At 38.1% G+C, this 17,761-nt stretch carries 21 protein-coding genes; all 21 read right to left on the bottom strand.

Annotation, left to right across the window (positions count from 1 at the left end):
• Positions 1-43: 43 nt before the first annotated feature.
• A complete protein-coding gene (gene aroA, locus AC3RV6_RS06865) occupies positions 44-1,342 on the bottom strand; it encodes a 3-phosphoshikimate 1-carboxyvinyltransferase (protein ID WP_489748707.1) in 1,299 nt (432 codons plus the stop codon).
• 15 nt (positions 1,343-1,357) lie between these two features.
• The gene (locus AC3RV6_RS06860; protein ID WP_489748706.1) at positions 1,358-2,458 is read right to left on the bottom strand and encodes a prephenate dehydrogenase; all 1,101 of its coding nucleotides are present in this window, start codon (positions 2,456-2,458) and stop codon (positions 1,358-1,360) included.
• A complete protein-coding gene (gene hisC, locus AC3RV6_RS06855; protein WP_489748705.1) occupies positions 2,455-3,555 on the bottom strand; it encodes a histidinol-phosphate transaminase in 1,101 nt (366 codons plus the stop codon). The genes AC3RV6_RS06860 and hisC overlap by 4 nt, the downstream gene beginning before the upstream one ends.
• A 23-nt stretch (positions 3,556-3,578) precedes the next feature.
• The gene (gene aroH / locus AC3RV6_RS06850; protein ID WP_489748704.1) at positions 3,579-3,944 is read right to left on the bottom strand and encodes a chorismate mutase; all 366 of its coding nucleotides are present in this window, start codon (positions 3,942-3,944) and stop codon (positions 3,579-3,581) included.
• Positions 3,941-5,038: a 3-dehydroquinate synthase gene (aroB, locus tag AC3RV6_RS06845; RefSeq protein WP_489748703.1), complete on the bottom strand. Its 1,098-nt coding sequence runs from the start codon at positions 5,036-5,038 to the stop codon at positions 3,941-3,943. The genes aroH and aroB overlap by 4 nt, the downstream gene beginning before the upstream one ends.
• Before the next feature lies 1 nt (position 5,039).
• The gene (gene aroC, locus AC3RV6_RS06840; RefSeq protein ID WP_489748702.1) at positions 5,040-6,221 is read right to left on the bottom strand and encodes a chorismate synthase; all 1,182 of its coding nucleotides are present in this window, start codon (positions 6,219-6,221) and stop codon (positions 5,040-5,042) included.
• A gap of 227 nt (positions 6,222-6,448) precedes the next feature.
• On the bottom strand, positions 6,449-7,219 hold the full coding sequence (locus AC3RV6_RS06835) for a CheR family methyltransferase (RefSeq protein ID WP_489748701.1): 771 nt from the start codon (positions 7,217-7,219) through the stop codon (positions 6,449-6,451).
• Positions 7,220-7,299: 80 nt separating this feature from the next.
• The gene (ndk, locus tag AC3RV6_RS06830) at positions 7,300-7,746 is read right to left on the bottom strand and encodes a nucleoside-diphosphate kinase (protein WP_489748700.1); all 447 of its coding nucleotides are present in this window, start codon (positions 7,744-7,746) and stop codon (positions 7,300-7,302) included.
• A gap of 83 nt (positions 7,747-7,829) precedes the next feature.
• The gene (locus AC3RV6_RS06825) at positions 7,830-8,804 is read right to left on the bottom strand and encodes a polyprenyl synthetase family protein (protein WP_489748699.1); all 975 of its coding nucleotides are present in this window, start codon (positions 8,802-8,804) and stop codon (positions 7,830-7,832) included.
• A gap of 24 nt (positions 8,805-8,828) precedes the next feature.
• Positions 8,829-9,527: a demethylmenaquinone methyltransferase gene (locus AC3RV6_RS06820; protein WP_489748698.1), complete on the bottom strand. Its 699-nt coding sequence runs from the start codon at positions 9,525-9,527 to the stop codon at positions 8,829-8,831.
• Between the two features lie 17 nt (positions 9,528-9,544).
• Positions 9,545-10,282 (bottom strand): heptaprenyl diphosphate synthase component 1, encoded by a 738-nt coding sequence (locus AC3RV6_RS06815; RefSeq protein ID WP_489748697.1) that lies wholly within the window; start codon positions 10,280-10,282, stop codon positions 9,545-9,547.
• A gap of 50 nt (positions 10,283-10,332) precedes the next feature.
• Complete coding sequence (gene mtrB, locus AC3RV6_RS06810; protein ID WP_489748696.1) at positions 10,333-10,554, bottom strand: trp RNA-binding attenuation protein MtrB; 222 nt, start codon at positions 10,552-10,554, stop codon at positions 10,333-10,335.
• 68 nt (positions 10,555-10,622) lie between these two features.
• On the bottom strand, positions 10,623-11,192 hold the full coding sequence (gene folE / locus AC3RV6_RS06805; protein ID WP_489748695.1) for a GTP cyclohydrolase I FolE: 570 nt from the start codon (positions 11,190-11,192) through the stop codon (positions 10,623-10,625).
• A 283-nt stretch (positions 11,193-11,475) separates the two neighbouring features.
• Positions 11,476-11,748, bottom strand: a complete 273-nt coding sequence (locus AC3RV6_RS06800; protein ID WP_489748694.1) for an HU family DNA-binding protein — start codon at positions 11,746-11,748, stop codon at positions 11,476-11,478.
• 280 nt (positions 11,749-12,028) lie between these two features.
• Positions 12,029-13,507: a stage IV sporulation protein A gene (gene spoIVA / locus AC3RV6_RS06795; RefSeq protein WP_489748693.1), complete on the bottom strand. Its 1,479-nt coding sequence runs from the start codon at positions 13,505-13,507 to the stop codon at positions 12,029-12,031.
• 82 nt (positions 13,508-13,589) lie between these two features.
• Positions 13,590-14,300 (bottom strand): hypothetical protein, encoded by a 711-nt coding sequence (locus AC3RV6_RS06790; RefSeq protein ID WP_489748692.1) that lies wholly within the window; start codon positions 14,298-14,300, stop codon positions 13,590-13,592.
• A gap of 4 nt (positions 14,301-14,304) precedes the next feature.
• Complete coding sequence (locus tag AC3RV6_RS06785) at positions 14,305-14,514, bottom strand: DUF2768 domain-containing protein (protein WP_489748691.1); 210 nt, start codon at positions 14,512-14,514, stop codon at positions 14,305-14,307.
• Positions 14,515-14,542: 28 nt separating this feature from the next.
• Positions 14,543-15,565, bottom strand: coding sequence for an NAD(P)H-dependent glycerol-3-phosphate dehydrogenase (locus tag AC3RV6_RS06780; RefSeq protein WP_489748690.1), 1,023 nt, complete (start codon positions 15,563-15,565; stop codon positions 14,543-14,545).
• Between the two features lie 33 nt (positions 15,566-15,598).
• Positions 15,599-16,909, bottom strand: a complete 1,311-nt coding sequence (gene der, locus AC3RV6_RS06775; RefSeq protein ID WP_489748689.1) for a ribosome biogenesis GTPase Der — start codon at positions 16,907-16,909, stop codon at positions 15,599-15,601.
• A 303-nt stretch (positions 16,910-17,212) separates the two neighbouring features.
• On the bottom strand, positions 17,213-17,479 hold the full coding sequence (locus AC3RV6_RS06770; RefSeq protein WP_489748688.1) for a YolD-like family protein: 267 nt from the start codon (positions 17,477-17,479) through the stop codon (positions 17,213-17,215).
• 16 nt (positions 17,480-17,495) lie between these two features.
• The gene (locus tag AC3RV6_RS06765) at positions 17,496-17,645 is read right to left on the bottom strand and encodes a YolD-like family protein (RefSeq protein ID WP_489748687.1); all 150 of its coding nucleotides are present in this window, start codon (positions 17,643-17,645) and stop codon (positions 17,496-17,498) included.
• Between the last annotated feature and the right edge of the window lie 116 nt (positions 17,646-17,761).

The raw sequence follows: 17,761 nt of genomic DNA, 5'->3' as shown, positions 1-17,761 counted from the left end.
CTGAACCTTCCAAATATATACATACAAGTAACTTGTATTACCATTATTCTCTTTTAATAAGTATATCAAGATCTTTAAAGAAATTAGGGTAAGAAATATTAATACATGATACATCTTCAATAGAAATAGGTTCTGATGCAATAAGTGACGCAATTGCAGCCATCATACCAAGTCTATGGTCACCATAAGAATCCATCGTACCACCTGTTAGCGGTGTTGGACCATGAATAATCATCCCATCAGCTGTCGCTTCTATGTTCGCGCCAATTTTTGTTAACTCTTTTGTGACAGCCGCAATTCTATCTGTTTCTTTCACTCTTAGCTCAGCAGCATCTTTAATAATTGTCGTACCATTTGCTTGCGTGGCTAAAAGGGCAATAATAGGTAATTCATCTATTAACCTCGGGATCAGAGAACCACTAATTTCCACTGGATTAATTTGATTATGAGATATGGTTAACGTTCCAGATAATTCGCCATTTTCATCTGACACATCCGAAGTCAAAATAGATACGCCCATGTTTTGTAAAACATCAATTATGCCAGTTCGTGTAGGATTAAGCCCCACATTTGTAAGTTTAACTGAGCTACCTTTAATCATTCCTGCAGCAACCATAAAAAACGCTGCTGAAGAAATATCGCCCGGTACATGTACATCAGTACCACTTAGGGATGTCCCACCTGTAACACTGACTTTACCATCTTCAGTTTGGATTTTTGCACCAAAGTGTTTGAGCATTTGCTCAGTATGATCGCGCGAAACGGTCTTTTCACGGACTGTTGTTGTTCCCGCTATCTGAAGACCTGCAAACAATATGGCAGATTTTATTTGCGCGCTGGCAACCGGGTTATTATAATCTATTGGTTTTAGTGGAGCACCTTTAATACTGAGGGGAAGAAAATCTGTTTCTTTTTCACTCTTGATAACTGCTGCCATCGACCGTAAAGGTAGCGTTACTCTATCCATTGGACGGCCAGATAATGACTCATCACCAGTCATAATTGTAACGACATTCGAACTTGCAAGAATACCAAGCATTAATCGGGCTGTCGTTCCAGAATTCCCAGCATACAACTCCTCACTCGGTGTCTTCCAATTATTTATACCAGGACTATCAATTAAAACGTCAGAACCTTCTCTTTCAATTGAAACGCCAAGTTGCTTAAATATTTCTATTGTACGAAGGCAGTCTTCACCGTCTAAAAAGCCTGTAACTTTAGATTGTCCCTCTGCAATAGAACCTAGCATAATTGCTCGATGTGAAATTGACTTATCACCAGGAACGACTAATTCGCCACTCAAAACTGGTTTAGTAAAATGCATTTCTTTTAATCTATCCATTTCTAATACCTCCATTTAGACGATATGCGTACTATATTCTGTTTCGTATGCCAATGCAGCTTGAGCCCTTTCACGATCTTCAGACGTTTGAAAACTAATAACAAGTATTCCAAAAACATCTGTCCTCGTTTCCACAATACGAATATTTGTCAAACTTATTCTTTCATCGGCAAGTATCCGTGTTACTTCAGATATAACTCCTGGATGATCTGGTACATCAATATGTAAATCATGTGTCATATAAAGGGCGCCTTGCGAAGTTATTGGCAATTCATCTCTATACTTTTTCGCATGCTCAAAATAAGCATATATCTCAGTTGGATCACTTTGCATGACCATTCTGCGTACATTACCCATCTCTTTAAGCCATCCATCTAATTGATTTATCAACTCATCACGATTTTGGATTGTAATATCACGCCACATAATTGGATCTGCTGAAGCAATTCGGGTCGTATCACGAAATCCGCCCGCTGCTAAATTTTGAACAAATGGTTGTGTTTTTTGTTGCGCAGAAAGTCGTCCTACGAGTGACGACGCAACTAGGTGCGGAAAATGACTAACTATCGCTGTCATACGGTCGTGTTCACTCGCATCAAGAATAACAATCTTACCTTTAATTGGTGATAGCAATGTTTGAAATCGTTTTAGCGCATCTTTTTTTGTCACGTTAGAAGGAGTCAGGATATAATATGCATTTTCAAATAAATGCTCTTTTGCCGCAGAAACACCACTTTTATGCGAGCCCGCCATCGGATGACCACCTATAAATGTAAGGCCTTTTTTTAATAAAGGCCCAGCTGCTTCCATTATTAAGTTCTTTGTACTCCCAGTGTCAGAAATAATTACATCCTTTTTTAATTCCCATTCTACTATTTCTTTCATTAAACGTATTGTAGTGTTAACGGGTGTCGCAAATATTATTACATCGGCATGGATGGTAGCGCTCTCTAACGAAACTGAAATTGTATCTATAATTCCACGTCGATAAGCTTCTTGCATCGTACTATAAGAATTATCGAAACCGGTAATGTGAACATTTGGATCTCTTTTTAATGCAAGTCCAAGTGAACCACCTATTAATCCGAGTCCAATAATCGCTACATTTGTTCTCATTTAAGTAAACCTGCTCCTTCTAGCACTGCATCAAACGCTTTAAAAAACGCGGTGACTTGGTCTGCTGTTCCTACAGTCACTCTTACATAACCAGGCGTCCCTAGTGCATCACCACTTCTTACGATAAAACCATTCTTCAATAAGGTCTCCGTTGCTTCATCCGCGCTACCAGGTACTTCAATTAGCACAAAATTCGCTTGTGTGTCAAACATATGTAAATTATGCATTGCAGCATATTCTTGGAAACGTTTAATTTGTTCTCGATTTAATTTACTACAGTTATTAATAAATTCATCATCTTCAAGTGACTTTTCGGCAAGCTTTAAGCCAGCAGTCGTAATGTTAAAAGGACTTCTAACAGTATCTAAATTTGAAATAATTTCTGGGTTACTTATACCATAACCAATTCTTGATGATGCCAAGCCATAAGCTTTCGAAAAAGTTCTCAATACGATTACATTCGAATAGGTATCAACTAAATTAACTGTCTCTTCATAATTTTCATCAACGATATATTCATAGTATGCTTCGTCCAGAACTACTAAAATGTTGCTAGGAACTTTATTTAAAAAAGCTATTAGTTCTTCAGTGTTAATTAAATTACCTGTAGGATTGTTTGGGCTACATATCCAAATAACCGATGTATTTTCATCAATTGCTTTAGTAAATCCGTCCAAATCATGTTGCCCATCGATTAGTGGAATTTCTTTAACACCCGCACCTTCTATTTTAGCGTGGTGAGCATATTGCGGAAAAGTAGGCGTTGCGATAATTGTATTCATTCCTACACCCAGTAAAGCCCTAACGATAATAACAATTAGTTCATCAGAACCACTTCCAAAAATAAGCTTATTTTCGGTAATATTTAGTTTTTCAGCCAGTTTTTTTCGCAAACTAGTTGCATAACCATCCGGATAAATTTCGTAGTCTACTTTTGCTAACGCTAAATATTCACTGACAGCTGGTGCTGTACCGTATGGATTCTCGTTAGATGCAAGTTTAACTATTTCATCCAAGCCGTAAGCTCTTTTTACTTCTTCAATTGATTTACCTGGTTTGTATGGCGATAATTCTGCAAGTGCTTTTTTCCAACGCATATTTATCCCTCCGGTTAATTTATTTATTTTTGTAAATCTGGTCGTAATTTTACTGCTTCATTTTGATAGATATGAGTAATATCTTGTTGTAAAGTATTAGTATTTACATGCATAAGAATTCGTATACAAAGTGGCATTCCGCCTGGCACATCTATTTCATGTGTACACATAACAGGTACATACTTCCATCCATCAATTGTTCTAATAGCTTTAGCTGGAAATGTCGATTTTATATCCATTGTAGTTGAAATCAATACAGAAACAATATCTTCAGGCAAGATATTGTTTTTCTCTACTATTTCGCGTGCAAGTGTTTCCGTTGCTTCAAGAACAATAAGCTCTTTATCAACACGAACCGTTGTCGCACCACGCAACCCTCTTACCGTCATATTGTATCCCCCGTTCTACTTTTTAATTCATCGAATGCTATACGGCATTGCTCACTTGTTATTTCAGTTACAAATGGATGACCAATCTTACTTAGTAAAACAAAATTCAACTTACCAAATGAAGCTTTTTTATCCTTTTGCATATACTCCATAAAAATTTCAAATGTATATTCATGTACAGGTTTGAAAGTATAGCCGTTTTCAACCGCAAACCTAATAAATTCATTTGAATCTTTTTCTGTAATAGCACCATTCGATTCACTTAATATTAAACTATAAGCCATCCCGATCATCACAGACTCACCATGACTTAAACCACCGAATCCGCATGCGGCTTCGACTGCATGACCAAATGTATGACCAAAGTTAAGAAACTTACGTGCACCAAGTTCGAATTCATCTTCAGCAACAATTTGAGCCTTGACATGAATGCCACGAAGAAGTTCAGAAGATAACCAATCAATTGATGGCTGAGAAAAAGACTTGTTTGAAAGAAGCTTTTCTGACCATTGCTCGTCTGAAATATAAGCGTGTTTCAATAATTCTGCCATCCCGGATCGTATTTCTTTTTGTGGTAGAGAATCATAGATTGACATATTAAAAAGTACAGCAACTGGTTGATGAAAAGAACCAACCATATTCTTTCCACCTGGCATATTAATTGCAGTTTTACCGCCAACCGCACTATCATGGGCCAGAATCGTCGTAGGACATTGAATATAGCGTATGCCTCTCATATAAGTCGCAGCGACAAAACCTGTTAAATCCCCACAAGCTCCGCCGCCAAACGCGATAATAAGTGAATCTCTTGTAAATCCTTTTGAAAGTAAAAATGAAAGACATTCTGTATAAACATTAGCGGATTTACAACTTTCACCTGCTGGCACTGTTTTCACTTCTATTGTTTTAGTAGTTTGTAACGCATCTAGAAGGATTGGCAAATGCAAATTCGCCACATTTTCATCTGCAATAATTGCAATACGATCAGCACTTTCAAGCAACACCTTATATTGTGCTGAAAAAAGTTTATATGTGTCTTTACCAATATGCACGTCATACTCGTGATTTTTAATGTTCACATTAAGTTTTTGCATATTAAAACTCCTTCACATATTGTCTATGCGCATCAATCTCTTTTTTCAAGCCCTCAATAGTATCAGAACGGAACTCTTCCATGATTGCCTTTGCAAGTTCAGTTGCTATAACATGTTCAGCAACAACAGAAGCAGCAGGCACTGCACAAGGATCAGAACGCTCTACAGTCGCTACAAACGGTTCTTTACTGTTAATATCAACACTTTCAAGCGGCTTGTATAGCGTCGGTATCGGTTTCATTACCCCTCTTACAATGATAGGCATTCCCGTAGACATACCGCCTTCCAATCCACCTAGTCGATTCGATTTTCTGTAATAGCCTCGCTCTTTATCCCAAGCAATCTCATCATGTACTTCACTTCCGAATTTTTTAGCCATTTCAAACCCAAGACCAAATTCCACACCTTTAAACGCATTAATGCTCATCATTGCGCCTGCAAGCTTACTATCCAATTTACGATCAAATTGAACGTAGCTACCAATTCCTGGTGGACAGCCTTCGATTATTACTTCAACAACTCCACCAATTGTGTCTCCGCGCTCTTTGGCATCATCAATTGCAGCAACCATCTTTTTTGAAGCTGTTGGATCTGCACAATAAACAGGATCATTTTCTATAACTTCTCTTAATTCTTCTATTTCTAAATTTGCATATGTATCTGGATCTGTTTGAATACCTGCAATTTCCTGTACATGAGCAACTGTCGTAATACCAAGTTCTAATAGGAACTTTTTAGCAACCGCTCCAATTGCAACGCGCATTGTCGTTTCACGTGCTGATGAGCGTTCTAAAACATTTCGGAGATCTCTATGCCCATATTTCATGCCGCCAACAAGATCTGCATGCCCTGGACGAGGACGTGTGATTTGACGTTTTATATCTTCTGGGTTTATTGATTCATCCAACGGCTCTACACCCATTATTTTAGTCCAATGTTTCCAATCATCATTGACGACAGAAAGCGTCAATGGGGAACCAAGTGTTTTTCCGTGACGAACACCAGAAGAAATAACTACTTCGTCCGTTTCAATTTGCATTCGTCGACCACGACCATGCCCACCCTGTCTCCTTGCAAGTTCTTTGTTAATCATGTCTGTCGTTAATTCCAATTGTGCCGGTAATCCTTCAATAATTGCAGTTAGTTGTGGACCGTGCGACTCACCAGCTGTAAAAAATCTCATCCTGTCTCCTCCTCTATCTTTATACCTTTTCTAAGCACTATAACAAATTAAATATGATTCGACTATGTCTAAGTCAATCAATTTCATAATAGGTTTTATTGCTACACCACCACAACATATAGTCGAGTAGAATCGTTCTCGAACAATATGCAGTGTCGTTGTAGCAAGTTAAGGTAATTATGAAATTAACTCAAGTATTAAAAATATCCGGAAAAAAATCCGGATATTTATATTTTCTTATAAAAGAATGTTTCGATTGATTCAAGTCCAAATTTCGCTGGATTAAATATTTGTTCTGTACTTCCAACAAAAAGAACGCCACCAGTTTTTAATGAATTCGCAAAGTTTGTATAGATTTTCTCTTTTGCCTCTTCAGTAAAATAGATCATTACATTTCTACAAACTATTAGGTCGTAACCAGAATCATAACGATCATCCAATAAATTATGTTGCTTAAATGTCACCGTACTTTTTATCTCATCAGTCACTTGGTAGTAGGTTCCGTTATTAACAAAGTACTTTTTCACGACTTCAGCTGGCGCCTCTTTCAGCGCGCGTTCAGGGTACAACGCAGCTTTTGCTCTCTCAATTACCCCTATATCTAGATCAGTTGCATAAATAGAAATATCACGAATCGGCAAATGAGATGACAGCACCATTGCAAGTGTATATGGCTCTTCTCCGGTAGAGCAAGCCGCACTCCAAATCTTCAGTCTTTTGTTATCAGCTAAAAGCCGAGGAACAATAATTTTATCAAGGACTTCCCAACGCTGTGCATTTCTATAAAACTCCGAGACGTTGATAGTCATTCTATCAAGAAACTCATCTAGTACTGCAGTTTCATTATGTATCGATTTATAGAACTCATTAAAGTTTTTGAAACCCTTTTTTTCGTACAACGAGGTTAATCTTCTCTTCATTTGGGCTTCCTTATAAAGTGACAAATCTATTCCTGTTTTCTTTTTTATATTCCCAATAAATGCCGCATAGTCTGCCAATGAGTAACCTCCTACATTAACTTCAATAGATAAGAATAACAAAAACAGCCGTGCGATTACCGCGTGGCTGTTTTTAAAAATTAGTTAATCCAGTTGTTCGAATCCTTGACATACGATACTAACTCTTCTTCTTTAAAGAAAAGACCGATTTCACGTACCGCTGAATCAGGTGCATCTGAACCATGGATAATGTTCTTTCCGACAGTAACTGCAAAATCACCACGAATTGTTCCAGGAGTTGCTTCAGCTGGGTTTGTTGCACCAACTAATAGACGTGATGTAGAAATAACATTCTCGCCTTCCCATACCATTGCAAATACAGGACCAGATGTGATGAAATCAACAAGCTCACCAAAGAACGGACGCTCTTTATGCTCACCGTAATGCTGCTCTGCAAGCTCTGTTGAAATTTGCATAAGTTTCGCACCAACAAGTTGGAATCCTTTATTTTCAAAACGACTTACAACTTCACCTACAATATTACGTTGAACACCATCAGGTTTAACCATTAAAAAAGTTCTTTCCATTCAAAACACTCCTTAGTTTATACATACGGGATTTCCCTTGTAAATCTTATCATTCGACACATTTTCTTTCAACTATTAGGTTGTTAATAATTACGTTTCCCAATAAATTCAGCTATTTGTTTAAATGCTTTTTTCGAATCCCCATCTGGCAAGCTGTTAATTTCTGCTAGTGCCTTATGTATATATAGATCACTTACTGCTTGTGCTTTCTCAATAGCCCCAGAATTCCTAACATACGAAATCATTTTCCCACGATCAACTTCAGACAATGTACCGTTAAAGGATTGATGCATATATGGTTGGAATGCCGCATCGTCTTTTATGTATAAAATCGGAAGTGTTAGATGACCGTTTAACAAATCACTACCCGCAGGTTTACCAAGTTCTTCATCGGTAGATGTGATATCAAGAATGTCATCAGTAATTTGAAAAGACATGCCAGCATAATAACCGAATCGACTCAACCTTCTAACGATAGACGCGTCAGCCCCAGAAACAAGTGCACCGAGCTCACAACTAGATGATAGAAGTAGAGCTGTTTTACGTTTTATTCGACGCAGATAATCACGGATTGTTTGATTAACTTCCCTTTGTTGTTCTATCTGAATAATTTCACCTTCACAAATTTCAAGCATTGTTTTAGCAAGTAAACGATGCACCGCTGGAATTTCTATTTCTCCAATCGAAGTTAGTGCCCGGGAAAAAATATAATCTCCAGTATACATCGCAATTTTATTATCCCACTTCGCCTTAACAGTTTGAAGGCCACGACGAATATCAGAGTCATCTATAACATCATCGTGAACAAGCGAGGCCATATGAACAAGTTCAAGTGAGACAGCAACTTTAGACACATTTTCTAGCGAATAGTTCCCAAACTCAGAAGCAAGAATAACAAATATAGGTCGGATTCTTTTACCGCCTGCACGAAGAAGATGTAGCGATGCTTGTCGAATAATGGGGGAAGCTGAATCGACTGAGCGTTCCAGCTCCTTTTCAATAAAAGTGAGATCCTTTCGGAAATTAGCATATAGCGATAATAACTGTAGTTTTTCCAAAACGATCACCTTCCCCTACGGAGTTCACTGTTTAAACCCGATATGTCCCGCAGCTACTCCACCGCTATATGACTTATAAGATACATTTTTAAAGCCTGCTTCTGTGAACATATGAGCCAACTGCTTCATCCCAGGAAAGTCATCCGCTGACTCTTGGAGCCAAGAATATTCCTTGTAACTCTTAGCAAGAAGTTTCCCCAGTATAGGCATTATAAATTTAAAATAAAGACGAAATAATTGTTTATATCCAGGGATTTCAGGTTGCGAAGTTTCTAAGCACGCAATCATTCCACCAGGTTTTAAAACACGATTAATTTCACTTAAAGCCGTTCCGTAGTCAGGTACATTACGCAAACCAAATCCGATTGTTACAAAATCGAAAGAATTATCAGCGTAAGGTAACTTCATAGCATTGCCATGAACAAGTTTTATTACAGGATAGTTTTCCACTTTAGGTTTACCTGACTCCAGCATACTTTCACTAAAATCTAACCCTATAACGTCACCAGTGCCGCCAGTAGCCTTTGCTAAAGCAATAGTCCAGTCTGCAGTGCCGCAACAAACGTCGAGCACACGTGCTCCTTCGTAGACAGCCATGCGACGCATCATATCATCTCGCCATTTCTTATGTTGATTAAAACTTATGACGGAATTCATTTTATCATAATCACCGGATATCTTCTCAAATACACCGTGAACCTTCTCTTCTTTTGATAAAGTCAAAAAGCATACCTCTTTTCTTAAATCGGTTTTTCAAGAAGTGGTATTGTCATCTCTAAGATTTCACTTCGCAACAACGGATTTATAAAGTCCGCTTTCTCTATTTCAGTTTTAATTTCTTTCCTTAATTTCTTAATTATATTTTCAGCATCTATTTCTTGAATCGTCCAACCGAATGTGTCGATGCCTCTACCAAGATATAAAGGGCCTCTGTCCAGTTCAATGGAGATCAGTGGTAATGCAGCTGTAACTATAGGGATATACTTAGAAAAACCGAACTTATGTAAAAACTGTGTTATACAACCTGTTTCTATTATTCGAACCGCTTCAAGAAGCTGTTCTGAGCCTTCCGGTGAACGGTCTTGATAATTCGTTTTAGATTCATTAATTTGGCCAATAGTTTGCGATAGAGAGCGGATAAAATCAAAATCAGGTATTGATGCGAGTAGTCTATAGTGAATGCCACTATAGTAATCTCCTGAAAGCACTGTGAGCTGTTGCATCGTCGTTGTTGCATCTGATGCATTTATTTCATCATGCGCATCAAAACCAGCCTGAACAGCACCCACGGCAATCGCTGCCGTGTTGATGGGTTCACTCCACTTTTCTCCATTCATTTTAGGAAGTAAAAGAAAGAAAACTTTAGCTTTATCAAGATTCACCATACCAATATCTCTTTTCAATATTGGGTGGCGAACTGCAAGCTCCATCTCGCTCATATATTTTTTAATATCATCATACATAGTTTGTCTTTCCATCGTCGAATCTCCATTCAAAGACGTCTCGGGGAAAGTGTCTACTAAAAGTGTTAGTTTCTGCTTTCACTTGTTACGACACCATATGCGGTATGGACTTCTGCCTCTCCGCGTATTTTCATCGCTGACGTGTGATGAGTAAATTGAGCAATCATTACTTCGCCACGGTCTAGCTTTTCCGTGTGATGAAACTTTGTGTCGTCACCTCGTGTTAGTCCGATAACATTTACTCCATCTTCTTTTGCTTTAATTACGATATAGTCGGATTGTGTCATACTATCTACCACCCCTGTCTGTTCGTATAGTCCATCATATCACAAATTAGGACATTTCGGCAAAGCCCTTATGACATCTTAATAAGTGAAAGTATTTCAGAGCGCTTCACATCGTCATTCTCATAAATTCCACGTGTGACAGACGTTATTGTTTTAGCTCCTGGTTTCCGAATCCCACGCATTGTCATACACATATGCTCGGCTTCAATAATAACATAAACACCAACAGGATTTAACATTTCCATCATTGCATCAGCAACTGTCGATGTTATTCTTTCCTGGAGCTGAGGTCTTTTCGCAGTTGTTTCGACAGCTCTCGCTAATTTACTTAATCCTGCAACTACTCCATCCCTAGGTATGTAGGCTATATGCGCTTTTCCAAAGAAGGGCACAAGATGATGTTCGCACATAGAATGGAATGAGATGTCTTTAACAATAACAACTTCGTCATAATCTTCATGAAATACTGTTTTAAAATATTCTTTTGGATCTTTATGTAACCCTTCAAACATTTCACCATACATTTTCGCAACACGTTTTGGTGTATCTAAAAGGCCTTCACGTTCTGGGTTTTCTCCAATTGCCTCTAAAATCATTGTTACCGCTTTTTCTATTTTTCCATAGTCAACTTCATGCATCTTGTTATTCCTCCTCAAAGAACAATAAAGCTATTTCTTCAAAAATAGTAGCATACTTACCTATCTTCGTACAGTTCATGAACTCATTTTCATGCTAACTTTTAAATCAATAACGCTTCGACTTAATTTTGTCTAGATTTTTTCATGCGTTTACCCGAAAAGTTACTTTGATAATGTGTGATAACTACTAATCATTTTACTGACTTTAGTTAAACGGAAAGGAGCCCATCCGTGAATCTAATAAAAAAGATTCAACGAACAGGCTCCTATGTAATCGTTACGATTATTTAACTGCGTCTTTAAGCGCCTTGCCAGCTTTGAAGGCAGGAACTTTACTTGCAGCGATATCAATTTCTTTTCCAGTTTGTGGGTTACGTCCTTTACGTGCAGCACGCTCACGAACTTCGAAAGTTCCAAAACCAATAATTTGGACTTTATCGCCTTCTCCAAGAGTTGATTGGATCGTTTCGAAAACTGCTTCTACTGCTGATGTAGCATCCTTTTTTGAAAGTTCTGCTGATTCAGCTACTGAGTTAATTAATTCTGATTTGTTCACACTATTCACCTCCCCTCGTCGCATTGTTGATTGCAATACTGTAGAAAGAGTATCACAAGAAAAACCGCCATGCAACAATATCTATGCGGATTTCCCATTATAATGCATATTTTATGTAAAATGAAGAAAAAGACCCGTTGTGACGGATCTTTCCTCCAATGCCTATTTTCATAAATTTTCAGGGCAAAAAGATACAAGTATCAATGTTCTTAAGTTTTAGGCTTTAGATTATTAGTCTATTTCCAGCCTAATTTTTGTACGACGTCATAATTGAAAAAAATTAAACGATGAATGTGATCATACCTTTATTACCTTCATTCACCATTTGCTCAATTGTCTCACGTAGTCTTTTTCTGGCATTTTCTGGGACTGAATCTGTTTTAAATCGAATACTTTCCTTCATCACTTCATGTAAAGGCGTTCCGAAAAGTTGTGTTTGCCATAGCGCTTCTCGATCATGTAAATAAGCATCTTTCAAGTCTTTCAGTAAATGATGACTATGAAACTCGGAACCAATAAGCGGCGAGAACTCGGCCTCCATATCTACTCGAATAATATGAAGTGAAGGAGCTTTTGCCTTCATTCGAACACCGAAGAAATCATTTTGCTTAATAAGTTCAGGTGGAGATGGTGTAAAATCATCGATGACCGGGAGCGCAACCCCGTAACCATCTTTTTTAGCTTTATCAATCGCTTCTGCGTACATACTGTAAGACTTCCTTGCTTTTGAAGCTTCTTTAATAAATAACAACCAATCTTTTTTTGTGCCTACTTCTTGTTCCATTATTTCTTCACATACTTCACGAAATGCTTGTTCATCCATCTCGATTTTCAATGACGCTCTACCTTGACCAGCGTCTACCTCGACAACTTCAGCATGCCTTACATACATTTCATCTTTCAGTTGTTCAGCCAGTTCCTGAACCTTACGTATCTTTGAAGCGCCAAGAAACCCTTCACTAACAATTTTGTCAATGGAAGCGTTTAACATATTATCCGGTCCAAGAACTTCCATCCAATCGGGTTTCTGTACTTGAATTTCCGAAATTGGGAATTCGTAAAGTGCTTCTTTTAAAATAAGTTGAATTTCCTGCGCATTTAATTGATCAGCACTAATCGCAATTACTGGCACTTCATATTTCTCGTGTAATCGCTGTTTTAGTAAGACTGTTTTTTCGTTTGCAGGCATTTTTGAATTTAATACAATAACAAATGGCTTTCCTATTTCTTTTAACTTTCCAACAATTTCTATTTCTGCGACTTCTGCCGCCGCGCGCGGAATATTGTTTACGGTACCATCTGTCGTTAATAGTATCCCAATCGTTGAGTGATCCCGTATTACTTTATCAGTCCCAATGCGGGCGGCCTCTTCAAACGGGATTGGCTCGTTATGCCAAGGTGTATGGACGTACTTAGGTCCATTTTCATCTTCATAACCCTTAACACCATCAATCACATACCCAACACAATCAGCAAGCCTTACTTGGAATTTCAACTCTCCGTCCCCTACTGAGATTGCCGTCCCTTGAGCAGGTACGAATTTTGGTTCCGCCGTCATAATCACTGGTCCTGGTGAACTTTGTGGCAGCTCGTCTCGTGCTCGTATTTTGTCCGCCTCATCTGTCATGTTAGGAATCACCACTTCTTCCATAACTCTTTTCACGAACGTGGACTTACCTACACGAACAGGACCGACGACGCCGATGTAAATATCACCATCTGTGCGCCTAGCCAATGTTTCATACAATTCTTCTTTCATCCATCGTCCTCCTTTTTCTCTGCATATTAGTTTATGTAATAGAAAAACGTTTCATGCTTATAAGCATGAAACGTTTTTCTTCTTAGTTATTTAAATACACTGGTTCGTTATTCTCGTCCACTGTATAAGGGAGTGAATAAGCTGGCAATATTGGTGAATTTTCCGATAATAAATAACGTATATCTTCCCCTGGCTTGACGTCAGGTTTTTCTTCTTTAAGAATTCGATTTAAATCAATTGAATAGTCAACATAAAACTGACCATTACCACCTACAACGAGCGGTAGATGCGTCTCGGAATAGGGACTTTGAACAGTTAACTGTTTATCAAAACCCATTTCTTTATAATCAATTGCAAATACACCATTCCCAACTGAATCTTTGAAAGGAATTGAGCCTTGGTTAACATCCTTACGTAAATTCAAATCACGTATCTTTTCAGCGATACGTAAATCAACAAGTTTAACTGTCGGCTTAGTTTCTACATCGACAAGGACATATTGATAGACCCCTCCTTTTTCATAAGCATTCGAAGGGATTTTCTCTGTAAATTCTGGAATTATCATTGAAAATTCAATTGGATATTTAATATATATATCTGTTTCGATATCTCGTGTTTTAATCGGAAGTAAACCACCAGATTTTTCTTGAAATGAATCAACAGCTCTTTGCATTAAGTCAATTTGATCGTCATACGGTATGGCACCACTAGCATTATTGTCTCCGCCACTCACGCAGCCCGTTAATAATAGCACTAGTGAAAGAACTATTAGATATAACATTTTTTTCATCATATTATTAACCTGTTCCTCTCTCAGGTCCATTAAAGACTAGAAAGACCATAATAATAAAAGATGCAAGGAGAAGGATATATGCAATAGCCGAAAATAGAAATGTCAAAACCTTATTACTTATTTTTGTCCTACTTAGATGTATAAGAATAACTGAAACAGCCATTCCCCCCATCGCTCCGAAAGATAACCACATTTTAATCAACCCTGGAGTCAAAGAATGACCCCCTTTCATATAATAAACATTATCTTTTACCAGATAGATCTTCTATTTCTTGCTTTTTCATACGTCCCATTAAAGTATCAACTGCATGTTTTGGTGCTTCCCCTTCAAAGAGCACAGAATAAAGAGCCTCTGTGAGGGGCATAGAGACATCGTACTTAGCCGCTAATTGATGAGCAGCCTTTGCTGTACGAACTCCCTCAATAACCATCCCCATACCAGAAATAACGTCTTCTAGGCTATTTCCTTTTCCGAGCATATTACCAGCTTTCCAGTTTCTCGAATGGACACTTGTACATGTTACGATTAAATCACCAAGACCTGTTAGACCTGAAAAAGTAAGTGGATTCGCACCCATCCTCGCACCTAGCCGCGTAATCTCTGCAAGGCCACGCGTAATAAGCGCTGCCTTTGCATTGTCGCCGTATCCTAAGCCGTCTGTAATACCTGCCGCAAGCGCAATCACGTTTTTAAGAGCCGCTCCTATTTCAACACCAACTATATCTTGGTTGGTATAGACACGAAAGTAATTGTTCATGAAAAGATCCTGCACTTCTTCCGCCGCTACTAAATCTTTTGATGCAACAGCAACAGTTGTAGGATGACGAAGCACAACCTCTTCAGCGTGACTCGGACCAGAAAGTGCGACGACCGCCTTCAATTGTTCAGGCAATAGTTCTTCTTCTATCATTTCAGAAATTCGTTTCAAAGAATCAGGTTCAATTCCTTTAGACACGTGTACAAATAACTTTTTCCCTGCCTTCATATCATTAATACTTGAACATACGTCACGAATCGCTTTTGTCGGAACTGCCAGCACAATTACATCCGCATGTAAGACAGCTTCTTCCAAGTTTGAAGTCGATTTTAAATTTTCAGGCAATAAAGTAGTTGGTAAGTAAGCTTTGTTAGTATGCTCTGTTGAGATTTCTGAAGATTGCTCTGTCCGTCTCGCCCAAAGTAAACAATCATGACCATTCTCAGCCAATACAAAAGCAATTGCAGTTCCCCAACTCCCTGCCCCGATAACCGATACCTTTTTCATAGTACGATCATTCCTTTCCCGCCTATTCCCTAATTAATTTCTAGTCCTTGTAATGAGTCGAATCGGCGTTCCTTCAAAACCAAACGATTCACGAAGACGATTTCTTAAAAATCTCTCATAAGAGAAATGCATAATTTCTTCATAGTTCACAAAGATGACAAATGTTGGTGGTTTAATTGCAACTTGTGTAGCGTAATAAATACGCAGTCTCTTGCCTTTTTCAGTAGGCGTAGGGTTACGAGCCACAGCATCTTCAATAACTTCATTCAATACGCTCGACTGAATGCGCAGTGCATGGTTCTCACTAACCATTCGAATACTGTCAAATAACCCTGTTATACGTTGCTTTGTTTTAGCTGAAACGAACGCAATTGGCGCGTAATCAAGAAACAAGAAATTACCGCGTATATCATCAATAAATTTATTCATTGTTTTATTATCTTTTTCAAGGGCATCCCATTTATTTACAACAAACATAACGCCTTTACCCGCTTCTTCTGCAAATCCGGCAACTCGTTTGTCGTAATCACGAATACCTTCTTCAGCATTAATTACGATTAACACAACATCAGATCTATCGATTGCTTTTAATGCACGCATCGCACTGTATTTTTCAGTGGACTCGTACACTTTACCTTTTTTACGCAATCCAGCAGTATCTATTATTTTATACTTTTGCCCCTCGTATTCATAAGGCGAATCAATTGCGTCCCTAGTTGTTCCAGAAATATCACTAACGATTACTCTTTCTTCACCAAGAAGAGCATTCACAAGTGATGATTTACCTACATTCGGACGTCCAATCAGAGAAAAACGAATAACATCATCCTCAATTACTTCATCTTCACGCTCTGGGAAATTCGCCGCTACTTGATCCAATAAATCGCCTAGTCCAAGTCCATGTGAACCAGAAATTGGATACGGATCACCAAATCCTAAGGAATAAAAATCATAAATTAAATCTTTCATATCTGGGTTATCGACTTTATTGACAGCCAATACAACAGGCTTCTTCGTTTGATAAAGAATTTTGGCTACATGCTCATCTGCATCAGTAACCCCTTCTCGCCCATTCGTAAGGAATATAATAACATCTGCTTCATCTATAGCTATTTCAGCTTGTGCACGAATTTGTTCCAGAAAAGGCTCGTCCCCAAGTTGAATACCGCCTGTATCTATAATGTTAAAATCATACGCAAGCCAATTAGCGGAGCTATAGATTCGATCTCGCGTCACTCCGGAAACGTCCTCAACTATTGAAATACGCTCACCGACTAATCTATTAAAAATTGTTGATTTTCCAACGTTTGGTCTGCCTACGATGGCAACTGTTGGTTTTGTCATATTCATACACCCTTCCAGCTTATCTTCTGCATATTATACACATTAATAATGCTCACGTCTAAGTGCATACATTATTATAACGAAGATGTGTCCGTTATTGGATTCAACTGATAATTCGATTTCTTTGGTATCCAGAGAGCATGATAAATAACTTTCTATTTGGGTGAAGAAATGGGGGAATCTAGAAACGGACAGACGCATTATTCCGAAGGTGGAATTTATCGCCAATATAGTTTTCTAGCATATATAGAAGGAACCCGAAAACAAAACGACCTTCCCTTAATTGGATTGGTCGTTTTACGTTTATTTAATACCTACAATACTATTAATGTGAATCGTTACATCCGCATGATTCACTCGCAAGGATAAGGTGCCAACTTGACCATCAGCACTTGAAATAACGCCAGTAAAGTTTTCATGTTGTTTGTTGTGAAATATTGTGATTTCCACTTCATTTCCATATTCCATTGCTTCTCCAATTCTTTCTCCAATTTCAATAAAGTCTTCCTCTGATATTTTCGGTTTCGCCACCGCATTATTAGTCACTTTTGGTTTTGGTACTGCCCACATATTAATCATCCTCTCTTCAATCAATTAATGATACTGCTATTATCTCATCAAATGCATATCGAGTCGTTGTAAAAGGATCATCAAGCACAAGTGACTTAGCTGATTTATCAATACAAACAATAATTCCGTAATCGTCTTTTAAGTAACCGTTGTGCCAGTAACTCAATTTAATACTAGCCTTTTTCTTCTTTTTTTTGCATCTTTATTTCTTGACCACTATTCACTACTTCTACTCTTCAATGTACCTTCTTTTAAATCATATTTTTCAGCTAATGCTTTGAA

The sequence above is a fragment of the Sporosarcina sp. So3-204 genome (genome assembly GCF_058068165.1).
This window is presented reverse-complemented; position numbering and strand designations above follow the sequence as displayed.

What these genes read in the sequence shown, in the direction of transcription:
- aroA (WP_489748707.1), bottom strand. Translation starts at nt 1,342, where the DNA reads ATGGATAGATTAAAAGAAATGCATTTTACTAAACCAGTTTTGAGTGGC.
- AC3RV6_RS06860 (WP_489748706.1), bottom strand. Translation starts at nt 2,458, where the DNA reads ATGAGAACAAATGTAGCGATTATTGGACTCGGATTAATAGGTGGTTCA.
- hisC (WP_489748705.1), bottom strand. Translation starts at nt 3,555, where the DNA reads ATGCGTTGGAAAAAAGCACTTGCAGAATTATCGCCATACAAACCAGGT.
- aroH (WP_489748704.1), bottom strand. Translation starts at nt 3,944, where the DNA reads ATGACGGTAAGAGGGTTGCGTGGTGCGACAACGGTTCGTGTTGATAAA.
- aroB (WP_489748703.1), bottom strand. Translation starts at nt 5,038, where the DNA reads ATGCAAAAACTTAATGTGAACATTAAAAATCACGAGTATGACGTGCAT.
- aroC (WP_489748702.1), bottom strand. Translation starts at nt 6,221, where the DNA reads ATGAGATTTTTTACAGCTGGTGAGTCGCACGGTCCACAACTAACTGCA.
- ndk (WP_489748700.1), bottom strand. Translation starts at nt 7,746, where the DNA reads ATGGAAAGAACTTTTTTAATGGTTAAACCTGATGGTGTTCAACGTAAT.
- AC3RV6_RS06815 (WP_489748697.1), bottom strand. Translation starts at nt 10,282, where the DNA reads ATGGAAAGACAAACTATGTATGATGATATTAAAAAATATATGAGCGAG.
- mtrB (WP_489748696.1), bottom strand. Translation starts at nt 10,554, where the DNA reads ATGACACAATCCGACTATATCGTAATTAAAGCAAAAGAAGATGGAGTA.
- folE (WP_489748695.1), bottom strand. Translation starts at nt 11,192, where the DNA reads ATGCATGAAGTTGACTATGGAAAAATAGAAAAAGCGGTAACAATGATT.
- spoIVA (WP_489748693.1), bottom strand. Translation starts at nt 13,507, where the DNA reads ATGAAAGAAGAATTGTATGAAACATTGGCTAGGCGCACAGATGGTGAT.
- AC3RV6_RS06790 (WP_489748692.1), bottom strand. Translation starts at nt 14,300, where the DNA reads ATGATGAAAAAAATGTTATATCTAATAGTTCTTTCACTAGTGCTATTA.
- AC3RV6_RS06780 (WP_489748690.1), bottom strand. Translation starts at nt 15,565, where the DNA reads ATGAAAAAGGTATCGGTTATCGGGGCAGGGAGTTGGGGAACTGCAATT.
- der (WP_489748689.1), bottom strand. Translation starts at nt 16,909, where the DNA reads ATGACAAAACCAACAGTTGCCATCGTAGGCAGACCAAACGTTGGAAAA.
- AC3RV6_RS06770 (WP_489748688.1), bottom strand. Translation starts at nt 17,479, where the DNA reads ATGTGGGCAGTACCAAAACCAAAAGTGACTAATAATGCGGTGGCGAAA.